The 11,154-nt window shown below is 53.8% G+C and carries 22 protein-coding genes; all 22 read right to left on the bottom strand.

Annotation, left to right across the window (positions count from 1 at the left end; genetic code table 11):
* Positions 1-56: 56 nt before the first annotated feature.
* On the bottom strand, positions 57-449 hold the full coding sequence (gene rplQ, locus V3C40_RS21290) for a 50S ribosomal protein L17 (protein ID WP_034753219.1): 393 nt from the start codon (positions 447-449) through the stop codon (positions 57-59).
* A 134-nt stretch (positions 450-583) separates the two neighbouring features.
* Complete coding sequence (locus V3C40_RS21285) at positions 584-1,561, bottom strand: DNA-directed RNA polymerase subunit alpha (RefSeq protein WP_008444343.1); 978 nt, start codon at positions 1,559-1,561, stop codon at positions 584-586.
* Between the two features lie 111 nt (positions 1,562-1,672).
* On the bottom strand, positions 1,673-2,296 hold the full coding sequence (rpsD, locus tag V3C40_RS21280; protein ID WP_010394478.1) for a 30S ribosomal protein S4: 624 nt from the start codon (positions 2,294-2,296) through the stop codon (positions 1,673-1,675).
* 258 nt (positions 2,297-2,554) lie between these two features.
* The gene (gene rpsK / locus V3C40_RS21275) at positions 2,555-2,959 is read right to left on the bottom strand and encodes a 30S ribosomal protein S11 (protein ID WP_010394475.1); all 405 of its coding nucleotides are present in this window, start codon (positions 2,957-2,959) and stop codon (positions 2,555-2,557) included.
* A gap of 17 nt (positions 2,960-2,976) precedes the next feature.
* Positions 2,977-3,342, bottom strand: a complete 366-nt coding sequence (gene rpsM / locus V3C40_RS21270; RefSeq protein WP_046681666.1) for a 30S ribosomal protein S13 — start codon at positions 3,340-3,342, stop codon at positions 2,977-2,979.
* Between the two features lie 14 nt (positions 3,343-3,356).
* Positions 3,357-3,470 (bottom strand): 50S ribosomal protein L36, encoded by a 114-nt coding sequence (rpmJ, locus tag V3C40_RS21265; protein WP_010394471.1) that lies wholly within the window; start codon positions 3,468-3,470, stop codon positions 3,357-3,359.
* A gap of 42 nt (positions 3,471-3,512) precedes the next feature.
* A complete protein-coding gene (gene infA / locus V3C40_RS21260) occupies positions 3,513-3,731 on the bottom strand; it encodes a translation initiation factor IF-1 (RefSeq protein WP_005663428.1) in 219 nt (72 codons plus the stop codon).
* Between the two features lie 18 nt (positions 3,732-3,749).
* Positions 3,750-5,084, bottom strand: a complete 1,335-nt coding sequence (gene secY, locus V3C40_RS21255; RefSeq protein WP_010394438.1) for a preprotein translocase subunit SecY — start codon at positions 5,082-5,084, stop codon at positions 3,750-3,752.
* Positions 5,085-5,116: 32 nt separating this feature from the next.
* Positions 5,117-5,548: a 50S ribosomal protein L15 gene (gene rplO, locus V3C40_RS21250; protein ID WP_034753211.1), complete on the bottom strand. Its 432-nt coding sequence runs from the start codon at positions 5,546-5,548 to the stop codon at positions 5,117-5,119.
* 30 nt (positions 5,549-5,578) lie between these two features.
* A complete protein-coding gene (rpmD, locus tag V3C40_RS21245; protein ID WP_010394435.1) occupies positions 5,579-5,758 on the bottom strand; it encodes a 50S ribosomal protein L30 in 180 nt (59 codons plus the stop codon).
* A 10-nt stretch (positions 5,759-5,768) separates the two neighbouring features.
* Positions 5,769-6,287: a 30S ribosomal protein S5 gene (gene rpsE, locus V3C40_RS21240; protein WP_010394433.1), complete on the bottom strand. Its 519-nt coding sequence runs from the start codon at positions 6,285-6,287 to the stop codon at positions 5,769-5,771.
* 9 nt (positions 6,288-6,296) lie between these two features.
* Positions 6,297-6,659 (bottom strand): 50S ribosomal protein L18, encoded by a 363-nt coding sequence (gene rplR, locus V3C40_RS21235; RefSeq protein ID WP_010394431.1) that lies wholly within the window; start codon positions 6,657-6,659, stop codon positions 6,297-6,299.
* 13 nt (positions 6,660-6,672) lie between these two features.
* Entirely contained in the window at positions 6,673-7,206 is a 534-nt protein-coding gene (gene rplF / locus V3C40_RS21230) for a 50S ribosomal protein L6 (RefSeq protein ID WP_034778281.1), read from the bottom strand.
* A 10-nt stretch (positions 7,207-7,216) separates the two neighbouring features.
* Positions 7,217-7,612: a 30S ribosomal protein S8 gene (rpsH, locus tag V3C40_RS21225; protein ID WP_034753208.1), complete on the bottom strand. Its 396-nt coding sequence runs from the start codon at positions 7,610-7,612 to the stop codon at positions 7,217-7,219.
* 14 nt (positions 7,613-7,626) lie between these two features.
* Positions 7,627-7,932: a 30S ribosomal protein S14 gene (gene rpsN, locus V3C40_RS21220; protein WP_010394423.1), complete on the bottom strand. Its 306-nt coding sequence runs from the start codon at positions 7,930-7,932 to the stop codon at positions 7,627-7,629.
* Between the two features lie 2 nt (positions 7,933-7,934).
* Complete coding sequence (gene rplE, locus V3C40_RS21215; RefSeq protein ID WP_010394421.1) at positions 7,935-8,474, bottom strand: 50S ribosomal protein L5; 540 nt, start codon at positions 8,472-8,474, stop codon at positions 7,935-7,937.
* A 6-nt stretch (positions 8,475-8,480) separates the two neighbouring features.
* Positions 8,481-8,795, bottom strand: coding sequence for a 50S ribosomal protein L24 (rplX, locus tag V3C40_RS21210; RefSeq protein WP_034753204.1), 315 nt, complete (start codon positions 8,793-8,795; stop codon positions 8,481-8,483).
* Positions 8,796-8,804: 9 nt separating this feature from the next.
* The gene (gene rplN, locus V3C40_RS21205) at positions 8,805-9,173 is read right to left on the bottom strand and encodes a 50S ribosomal protein L14 (RefSeq protein ID WP_008444317.1); all 369 of its coding nucleotides are present in this window, start codon (positions 9,171-9,173) and stop codon (positions 8,805-8,807) included.
* Positions 9,174-9,426: 253 nt separating this feature from the next.
* Positions 9,427-9,699 (bottom strand): 30S ribosomal protein S17, encoded by a 273-nt coding sequence (gene rpsQ / locus V3C40_RS21200; RefSeq protein WP_010394415.1) that lies wholly within the window; start codon positions 9,697-9,699, stop codon positions 9,427-9,429.
* Complete coding sequence (gene rpmC / locus V3C40_RS21195; RefSeq protein ID WP_010394412.1) at positions 9,696-9,887, bottom strand: 50S ribosomal protein L29; 192 nt, start codon at positions 9,885-9,887, stop codon at positions 9,696-9,698. Before rpmC ends, rpsQ begins: the two co-directional genes overlap by 4 nt.
* A 12-nt stretch (positions 9,888-9,899) precedes the next feature.
* Positions 9,900-10,319, bottom strand: a complete 420-nt coding sequence (gene rplP, locus V3C40_RS21190; protein ID WP_034753201.1) for a 50S ribosomal protein L16 — start codon at positions 10,317-10,319, stop codon at positions 9,900-9,902.
* Between the two features lie 2 nt (positions 10,320-10,321).
* Entirely contained in the window at positions 10,322-11,146 is an 825-nt protein-coding gene (gene rpsC, locus V3C40_RS21185; protein ID WP_034753199.1) for a 30S ribosomal protein S3, read from the bottom strand.
* Positions 11,147-11,154: the final 8 nt, after the last annotated feature.

The following is an 11,154-nucleotide window of genomic DNA, read 5'->3' as shown; positions in this document are numbered from 1 at the left end:
AGCAGAAAACAAAAAAGCCAGGCTAGGCCTGGCTTTTCTTGAAGCGGCTACTGGGATTACTCGCCAGCAACTTCAACTGCTTCGGTCGTATCTGGACGATCCATCAGTTCAACGAACGCCATAGGAGCGTTATCGCCGACGCGGAAACCCATTTTCAGGATACGCACATAACCACCGTTACGGTTGGCGAAACGTGGGCCCAGTTCAGCGAACAGCTTGACGACCATTTCACGGTCGCGCAGGCGGTTGAAGGCCAGACGCTTGTTTGCCAGGGAGTCGGTTTTGCCCAGGGTCAGAATTGGCTCGACAACGCGGCGCAGTTCTTTTGCTTTTGGCAGGGTGGTTTTGATCGCTTCGTGACGCAGCAGCGATACTGTCATGTTGCGCAGCATTGCCAGACGGTGGGACGAGGTACGATTCAGTTTACGGAGGCCGTGACCGTGACGCATGGTAAATCCTTTCGGTAGTGAGTTTAAATCCAGTTCTTCGATCAATGAAACCAGGGTTTCATCGCGGACCGGTTTGGTACTTCAAAAATAAAAGCCTGGGACACCTGTCCCAGGCAGTTTGCTACAACTTCGAATTACTTTTCCAGGCCGGCAGGCGGCCAGTTTTCCAGCTTCATGCCCAAGGTCAAGCCGCGCGATGCCAGCACTTCCTTGATTTCGTTCAGGGACTTGCGGCCCAGATTTGGCGTTTTCAGCAGTTCGTTTTCCGAACGTTGGATCAGGTCGCCGATGTAGTAGATGTTTTCCGCTTTCAGGCAGTTTGCCGAACGCACGGTCAACTCCAGATCGTCGACTGGACGCAACAGGATAGGATCGACCAGCGGAGCGCGCGATGGCGCTTCGGCGGCGGCTTCCGTGCCTTCCAGGGCGGCGAACACATTCAACTGGTCCACCAGAACGCGGGCCGACTGGCGGATCGCTTCTTCCGGCGAGATCACGCCGTTGGTTTCGATGTTGATGATCAGCTTGTCCAGGTCGGTACGCTGTTCAACGCGGGCCGATTCAACGAAGTACGATACACGGCGCACTGGCGAGAACGACGCATCCAGAATGATGCGGCCGATGGTCTTGTTCGTGTCTTCCGACAGGCGACGCACGTTACCAGGAACGTAGCCGCGGCCTTTTTCAACCTTGATCTGCATGTCCAGCTTGCCACCAGCGGTCAGGTGGGCGATCACGTGGTCAGGGTTGATCAGTTCGACGTCATGCGGCAGGTCGATGTCGGAGGCCAGGATCGCGCCTTCGCCTTCTTTTTTCAGGGTCAGGGTTACCGAATCGCGGTTGTGGACTTTGAAAACCACACCCTTCAAGTTCAGCAACAGATCGACGACGTCTTCTTGCACGCCATCGAGGGAGGAATATTCGTGGACGACGCCAGCGATCGTCACTTCGGTCGGCGCGTAGCCTACCATCGACGACAGCAGAACGCGGCGCAACGCGTTACCCAATGTGTGGCCATAGCCGCGCTCGAACGGTTCCATCACGACCTTGGCGTGACCTGCACCGAGAGCTTCAACATCGATAATACGTGGCTTCAACAAACTGTTTTGCATGAAATGTCCTTTTCAATACCCTCGGCTCATTACACCGATAAGGCTGATGGCATTAGTGAAACGCCCACTTTACAAAAGCAAAGTGGGCGGAGATCTTGCTACTGACTACTATTAACGCGAGTACAGCTCGACGATCAGCGATTCGTTGACGTCGTTAGCGATTTCGTTACGCTCTGGCAGGGACTTGAAGGTACCTTCCATTTTCTTGGCATCAACCGAAACCCAGCTAGGCATACCAACTTGTTCAGCCAGCGACAGTGCTTCAACGATACGCACTTGCTTTTTCGATTTTTCACGAACAGCAACGATGTCGCCAACTTTGACTGCGTACGAAGCGATGTTCACAACGATACCGTTCACGGTGAACGCTTTGTGGCTGACCAATTGACGCGCTTCAGCGCGGGTCGAGCCAAAGCCCATGCGGTAGCAAACGTTGTCCAGACGCGTTTCCAGCAACTTCAACAGCGTTTCGCCGGTGTTGCCTTTACGACGGTCTGCTTCAGCGAAGTAGCGGCGGAATTGACGTTCCAGCACGCCGTACATGCGCTTGACTTTTTGCTTTTCGCGCAGTTGGTTACCGTAGTCCGAGGTGCGGGCGCCGGATTTGACACCGTGCTGGCCTGGCTTGACGTCCAGTTTGCACTTGCTGTCCAGCGAGCGACGTGCGCTCTTCAGGAACAGGTCTGTACCTTCACGGCGGGAAAGTTTTGCTTTAGGTCCGATATAACGTGCCACGATACTTCCTTTTTTTAAATGATAACGCCCCAGCCACATGCATGATCAAACACACTGATGCGGTTAGGCGCTAGTCTGATTTGGTTTCAATCAGACGGTGGCTGAAAACGAAAAACCCGTCAAACAGAATTTGACAGCCAAGAACAGCCGGGCAGTATAACCGTTTCCGGCTCCCTGCTCCAGCGTTTTCACACAACTGTACTGAGTTACAACAGACAGCAAAGCAGCTGGCGCCGAAGCGCCCTCTGCAACACTATCTTAGATACGACGACGTTTCGGTGGACGGCAACCGTTGTGCGGTACCGGCGTCACGTCCTGGATCTCGGTGATCTTGATGCCCAGGTTGTTCAGCGCGCGAACGGCGGATTCACGACCAGGACCTGGGCCCTTGATACGTACTTCCAGGTTCTTGACGCCACACTCAACAGCCACTTTACCAGCGGCTTCCGCGGCGACCTGCGCTGCGAATGGGGTCGATTTACGCGAACCCTTGAAGCCTGCACCGCCGGAGGTAGCCCACGACAAGGCATTGCCTTGACGATCGGTGATGGTAATGATGGTGTTATTGAACGATGCGTGGACATGTGCGATGCCTTCAGCGACGTTCTTTTTAACTTTTTTACGCACGCGTGCTGATGCGGCGTTATTTTGCGACTTAGCCATAATTATTCCCTAGCGGATTATTTTTTCAGCGATTGAGCGGCTTTACGCGGTCCCTTGCGGGTACGTGCGTTCGTACGCGTACGCTGGCCACGGCAAGGCAGACCCTTACGATGACGCATGCCGCGGTAGCAACCCAGATCCATCAAACGCTTGATGTTCATGGACAGTTCACGACGCAGATCGCCTTCGACGATGAATTTACCTACTTCATCGCGCAGCTTTTCCAGTTCGCTGTCATCCAGATCTTTGATCTTTTTGTTGGTTGCTACACCGGTCGATGCACAGATTTTCTCTGCGCGTGGACGGCCCACACCGTAGATGGCCGTCAGGCCGATAACGGTATGCTGATGATTTGGGATATTAACCCCTGCAATACGTGCCATTTGTTATTCCTCGATTAACCTTGACGCTGCTTGTGACGTGGTTCCACGCAGATAACGCGGACTACGCCTTTGCGCTTGATGATCTTGCAGTTGCGGCAGATCCGCTTGACTGATGCGAGAACTTTCATTTTTGGGCTCTTTCTTTCGCTTCTTTGGTTTGATTCAGTGTGTTACTTGGTACGGAACACAATGCGGGCTCGGCTCAGGTCGTACGGCGTTAACTCCACCGTCACCTTGTCTCCAGGGAGAATGCGAATATAGTTCATCCGCATTTTACCTGAAATATGCCCGAGCACCACGTGTCCGTTCTCCAGCTTCACTCGAAATGTTGCATTTGGGAGATTCTCAAGAATCTCGCCCTGCATCTGTATGACGTCGTCTTTTGCCATTCGGTATGTTTACCGCGCTTAACGCGTCGGAATTCCGCCCTTGAAATTTGCTTTGCGCAGCAGTGAATCATATTGCTGCGACATCACGTAGTTCTGTACTTGCGCCATGAAATCCATGGTGACAACTACAATAATCAATAAAGAAGTACCGCCGAAATAGAATGGTACTTTCCACTGGGCTTGCATAAATTCCGGCAATAAACACACCAGGGTGATGTAGACTGCGCCGGCAAGTGTCAAGCGTGTCAGGATCTTGTCGATGTAACGGGCTGTCTGCTCGCCTGGACGAATCCCGGGAATGAACGCACCGCTTTTCTTCAAGTTATCCGCTGTTTCCTTGCTGTTAAAGACCAGCGCTGTATAGAAGAAACAGAAAAACACGATCGCCACTGCGTACAACAGCGCATGGATAGGCTCACCAGGCCCCATCGATGCTGCCAAATCTTTCAAGAACCGCACCGCAGGGTTAGCGTTGTCGGCGCCCTTTGAAAACCAGTCCACGATAGTGGCCGGGAACAAGATGATCGAAGAAGCAAAGATCGGCGGGATCACGCCGGCCATGTTCAGCTTCAACGGCAAATGGCTGGTTTGACCGCCATAAATCTTGTTGCCTACCTGGCGCTTCGCGTAATTGACCAATATTTTGCGCTGACCACGTTCGACGAATACAACGAAGTACGTTACCAGTGCTACCAGGATCACGATGAAAATCGCGCTGAAGCTGCCGATCGAACCATTCGACACCTGAGTGAACAAGCCACCCAACGCCGACGGCAGACCTGCTGCAATCCCGGCAAAAATGATGATCGAGATGCCATTCCCCAAGCCACGCTCGGTAATTTGCTCACCCAACCACATCAAAAACATTGTTCCGGTCAACAAAGTGACGACCGTCACGAAGCGGAATGCAAGACCAGGTTCCAACACCAGACCAGCTTGCGACTCCAGTGCGACTGCAATGCCTAACGCTTGGAACAGTGCCAGGGCAACCGTGAAATACCGGGTGTACTGGGTGATCTTGCGACGACCTGCTTCGCCTTCTTTTTTCAACGCTTCCATCTGCGGTGACACGATCGACAGCAATTGCATGATGATCGAGGCCGAGATATAAGGCATGATACCCAGCGCAAACACTGTAAAACGAGACAAGGCACCGCCCGAGAACATGTTGAACATGCCCAGGACGCCGCCTTCGTGCTCCTTGAACAGCGAGGCTAATTGTGTCGGGTCAATCCCGGGAACCGGGACGTGAGCACCGATACGATAAACCACCAATGCGCCAAGCAAAAACCAGAGCCGTCCCCAAGGGAAACCGGCCGCTGCACTTTTAGCAAGTTGTGGATTAGTCGCCAATTTTCGCTCCGATCAAGCTGTTAGCGGTCAACTCAGGCTACCGAGCCGCCGGCTGCTTCGATGGCTGCTTTCGCGCCAGCGGACACTTTCAAGCCCTTCAAATTCACCGCTTTGGTGATTTCGCCGGACAAGATCACGCGCACGTCACGGGCCAACACGCCCAGAACGCCAGCTTGCTTCAAGACCAGAATGTCGACATCGCCAACAGCCAGGTTGTTCAGATCGGACAGGCGCACTTCAGCTTTGAAGGTTGCGTGCATCGATTTGAAACCGCGCTTAGGCAGACGGCGTTGCAGAGGCATCTGACCGCCTTCGAAACCGACTTTATGAAAGCCGCCCGAACGCGATTTCTGACCTTTGTGACCACGACCCGAGGTTTTACCCAGGCCGGAGCCGATACCGCGACCGACGCGACGCTTGTAGTGCTTAGCGCCTTCGGCTGGTGCAATAGTATTCAATTCCATGATTTGCTCCGTTCGTGTAAGCCCGAAGGCTTACCCGACAACTTTAACGAGATACGATACTTTATTGATCATGCCGCGTACGGATGGGGTGTCTTGCAATTCGGAAACCGAATTTACACGACGCAGACCCAGACCGCGCACGGTAGCGCGATGCGATTCGCGCGTACCGATCAAGCCCTTGACCAATTGCACTTTGACTGTGTTTGTCATTTTGTCCACCTTAAGCCAGAATGTCTTCGACCGACTTGCCGCGTTTGGCAGCGATATCGGAAGCAGTGCTCATTTTCGACAGGCCGTCCAGCGTAGCGCGTACCAGGTTGTATGGGTTGTTCGAACCGGTGGATTTCGCCACCACGTCCGTCACGCCCATCACTTCGAAGATAGCGCGCATTGCGCCACCAGCGATAACGCCAGTACCAGGCTTAGCTGGGTTCATCAGGACCTTGGAGGCGCCGTGACGACCAACAACCGTGTGATGCAAGGTGCCGTTTTTGAGCGGTACTTTGATCAGGTTGCGACGGGCTTCTTCCATTGCCTTCTGCACGCCAACTGGCACTTCTTTCGATTTGCCCTTGCCCATGCCGACGCGGCCATCGCCATCACCAACTACGGTCAGCGCGGCGAAACCCATGATACGACCACCCTTGACCACTTTGGTCACGCGGTTGATCGCGATCATTTTTTCGCGCATGCCATCATCCGGCTTGTCGCTTTGCATTTTTGCTTGCATTTTTGCCATGATTGATCCTTAGAACTTCAGACCGGCTTCGCGTGCGGCTTCTGCCAACGCTTTCACACGGCCGTGGTAACGGAAACCGGAGCGGTCAAACGCAACTTCGGTAATCCCTGCTTTCAACGCTTTTTCAGCGACGCGCTTGCCGATCAAGGCTGCAGCAGCGGCATTGCCGCCTTTGCCGGATTGGCCTGCCAGTTCAGCGCGAACTTCCGCTTCAGCCGTCGAGGCCGAAACCAGGACTTTAGCGTCCGGGCTGATCAGGTTGGCGTAAATGTGCAGGTTGGTGCGATGCACCGACAAGCGATTTACTTTCAATTCCGCAATCTTGATGCGGGTTTGGCGTCCGCGGCGAAGCCGTGATTCTTTCTTATCCATCGTCAGCCCCTAATTACTTCTTCTTGGTTTCTTTAAGCTTAACCACTTCGTCCGCATAGCGAACGCCCTTGCCTTTATAAGGCTCAGGAGCGCGGTAAGCACGAACTTCAGCGGCTACCTGGCCAACCTGTTGACGGTCGATACCTTTAATCAGGATCTCGGTCGGGGTTGGTGTTGCGCAGGTAACGCCAGCTGGCATGTCATGCACTACAGGGTGCGAGAAACCCAGGGACAGATTCAACTTGTCGCCTTGAGCTTGCGCCTTGTAACCCACGCCTACCAGGTTCAGCTTTTTCTCGAAACCCTTGGTGACGCCAACAACCATGTTGTTGACCAGTGCGCGCAGCGTGCCGGACATGGCATTGGCTTCGCGGCTGTCGTTCGCCACGTCGAAACTCAGGGTTCCTGCATTGTTTTCCACTTTGACCTGGCCGGTGAGGGCCTGGGAAAGTACGCCCAGCGGGCCTTTTACGGTGATCGCTTGTGCGGAGATGGCGACTTCGGCGCCAGCTGGCACTACGATAGGCATTTTAGCTACTCGAGACATGTGTAACTCCTTAAGCCACGTAGCAAATAACTTCGCCGCCGACACCGGTAGCGCGTGCTTTGCGGTCAGTCATGACGCCTTGCGGAGTCGACACGATCGCCACACCCAAGCCATTCATCACAACAGGGATCTCGTCTTTACCCTTGTAGACGCGCAGACCCGGACGGGACACGCGCTCCAAGCGCTCAATGACGGGACGGCCAACATAATACTTCAAACCGATTTTCAGTTCCGCTTTGCCACCAGCTTCGGCAACAGCGAAATCTTCAATGTAACCCTCGTCCTTCAGGACGCTGGCAATCGCAATTTTGACTTTCGACGATGGCATGGCCACGGTCGTCTTTTGCACGCCTTGTGCATTGCGAATGCGGGTCAGCATATCGGCGATAGGATCGCTCATACTCATTGCATATTCTCCTATTACCAGCTTGCTTTTGTCATACCCGGAATTTCACCACGCATGGCGAATTCACGGAGCTTGATACGACCCAGACCGAATTTACGGAATGTGCCGCGCGGACGACCAGTGATGGCGCAACGGTTACGTTGACGCGTCGGGTTCGAGTTACGTGGCAGCGCCTGCAGTTTCAGGCGAGCTTCGTAGCGCTCTTCTTCCGATTTCGATTGGTCATCGACGATGGCCTTGAGAGCTTCGCGCTTAGGGGCGAATTTCGCCACCAGGTCAGCACGCTTGATCTCACGATTAATCAGTGACAGTTTGGCCATGATCAGTTCCTGAAAGGGAATTTAAAGGCGGCGAGCAAAGCTTTGGCTTCGTCATCGGTCTTAGCGGTTGTCGTGATGCTGATATTCATACCGCGCAACGCGTCAATCTTGTCGTATTCGATTTCAGGGAAAATGATCTGTTCCTTGACACCGATGTTGTAGTTGCCACGACCATCAAATGCACGGCCGTTCACACCACGGAAATCGCGTACGCGCGGCAGAGCCACGGTAATGAAGCGATCCAGGAACTCGTACATGCGAGCGCCGCGCAGGGTGACCATCGTACCGATCGGGTAACCTTCACGGATTTTGAAGCCTGCGATCGCTTTGCGGGACTTGGTGGTCACTGGCTTCTGGCCGGCGATCTTGGTCAAGTCAGCAACTGCGTGCTCGAGAACTTTTTTATCCGCGATAGCCTCACCAACACCCATGTTCAGGGTGATCTTGGTCAGGCGTGGAACTTCCATTACCGACTTGTAACCAAACTTGCTGGTCAGGTCGGCAACGACTTTTTCTTTATAGAATTCTTGGAGACGTGCCATGATTTCTTAAGCCTTCACTACTTCGCCGGAGGATTTAAAGATGCGAACTTTCTTGCCGTCCACTTCTTTGAAACCCACGCGATCTGCCTTGCCAGTCGCTGCATTAAACAATGCAACGTTGGACACGTGAATTGGCATGGTCTTATCGACGATACCACCAGTTACGCCAGTCATCGGGTTTGGCTTAGTCGCTTTTTTAGCGATGTTAATGCCGTCAACCACGATATGTTCAGCATCGATACGCTGCTGTACCACACCACGTTTGCCCTTGTCTTTCCCGGTCAGAACGATGACTTCGTCGTTTTTACGAATCTTATCCATTACGACTCCTTACAGGACTTCCGGTGCCAGGGACACGATTTTCATGAACTTCTCAGTACGCAGTTCGCGTGTGACAGGTCCAAAAATACGGGTACCGATCGGTTCCAGCTTGGCGTTCAACAGAACGGCGGCGTTGCCGTCGAACTTCACCAGGGAACCGTCTTGGCGGCGAACACCTTTAGCGGTGCGCACAACCACGGCGTTATAAATTTCACCTTTTTTGACACGGCCACGTGGCGCAGCAACCTTAACGGTTACCTTGATCACATCGCCAATGCCAGCATAACGGCGCTTGGAGCCGCCCAATACCTTGATGCACATTACTTCTTTGGCACCGGTATTGTCAGCCACTTCGAGCCGGCTTTCAGTTTGAATCATAGTATTCTCTTTCCCAACTTAAGCCGAAGAATCCACACAATGTAGACCCACGGTCAGTCTTGGTCCCGCCAGAGCCGCCCTGCTGGGCTTCACTGTTTGGGTGCATGACCTTCATACATCAACTGACCGCGAATGCTACTGTCTGTGGCCAGACACTTTGCGGCGTTACATGAACGAAGCCCGCAAGTATTACATACAATTTGCGGGCCTGCAAGTACTAATTAAAACCCACCGCCGAAACGGTGGTTTTTATTTAAACGGTTGGTGCGGCTTGAACCACACGTGTCACCGTCCATGCCTTCGTTTTGGAGATCGGGCGACCTTCCTGGATCTCGACCGTGTCACCGGCCTTGACTTGGTTGGTCTCGTCATGCGCGTGATACTTGTTCGAGCGCATGATGATCTTGCCATACAAAGGATGTTTTACGTGGCGCTCGATCAGAACGGTAACGGTCTTGTCCATCTTGTCCGAAACCACTTTACCGATCAGCGTGCGCTTGAGCGACTGTTTCACTGGTTCGTTCATTTGGCTTCCTTCAGATTCATTACCGTCTTCACACGCGCGATATCGCGGCGTACCTTCTTGAGCTGCGAAGTGTTGCTCAGCTGCTGCGTAGCGATTTGCATGCGCAGGCCGAACTGTGCCTTCAACAGGTCATTCAGCTCTTTTTGCAGAGCTGGCTGGTCCTTGCCGCGGAGTTCAGATGCTTTCATATACAACTCCAATTATTGGCCGACTTGGCGGATGACAAACGTCGTCGCCAGTGGCAGTTTAGCGGCGGCAAGACGGAATGCTTCCCGTGCCAGCGCTTCATCAACGCCATCCATTTCGTACAGTACTTTGCCTGGCTGAATTTCAGCGACGTAGTACTCAGGATTACCTTTACCGTTACCCATACGGACTTCAGCCGGTTTGTTCGAAATCGGTTTGTCCGGGAAGATACGGATCCAGATACGGCCACCGCGCTTGATGTGACGCGTCATTGCACGACGCGCCGCTTCAATTTGACGCGCAGTGATACGACCGCGCGCAACTGCCTTCAGACCGAATTCGCCAAACGACACGGCGGTGCCGCGGCTGTGCGAAATACCGGTATTACGGCCTTTCTGCTCTTTACGATACTTTCTGCGTGCTGGTTGCAGCATGATTATTCTCCTGCTTTCTCAGCTGGTGCTGCTGCGGCGGCCGGTTTAGCGGCGGTACGCACACGTGCACCTGGTGCTGTGGATGGTTTCGCACCGGCACCGGCTGGACGTGGACGGCCAGCTGGCTTGCCATCGTCACGGCGTGGGCCGCGGCTTTTCTTCTCGTCAGCTGGGGTATCGATGACTGGTGCATCGCCGTTAGGCGCGCGGTCACCTTTGTATACCCACACCTTGACACCGATGATGCCGTAGGTGGTCGACGCTTCGCTGGTACCGTAGTCGATATCGGCGCGCAGGGTATGCAGAGGCACGCGGCCTTCGCGGTACCACTCTTTACGTGCGATTTCGATACCGTTCAGACGGCCGGACGACATGATCTTGATACCGAGAGCACCCAGGCGCATTGCATTTTGCATTGCACGCTTCATGGCGCGGCGGAACATGATCCGTTTTTCCAGCTGCTGAGCGATCGAATCGGCGATCAGTTGCGAGTCGATTTCTGGCTTGCGAATTTCTTCGATGTTCACGTGAACAGGTACGCCCATGATCTTGGTCAGCGCCGACTTCAGTACTTCGATGTCTTCGCCTTTTTTACCAATGACCACGCCTGGACGCGAGCTGTAGATCGTGAAGCGCGCGTTCTTGGCTGGGCGCTCGATAACGATGCGGCCAACGGATGCGTTCTTCAGTTTCTTTTTCAGGTAAGCACGTGCTTTCAAGTCTTCGTTCAGCATGGCAGCGAAATTACCGTTGCCTGCATACCAGCGCGAAGCCCAGTTACGGGTGACCGCCAGACGGAAACCGGTTGGATGAATTTTCTGACCCATCGTGGCTC

The sequence above is a fragment of the Janthinobacterium sp. LS2A genome (assembly GCF_036543145.1).
Lineage (GTDB): Bacteria > Pseudomonadota > Gammaproteobacteria > Burkholderiales > Burkholderiaceae_D > Janthinobacterium > Janthinobacterium aestuarii.
The sequence above is the reverse complement of the archived record's forward strand: the minus strand, read 5'-3'. Positions and strand labels throughout refer to the sequence as shown.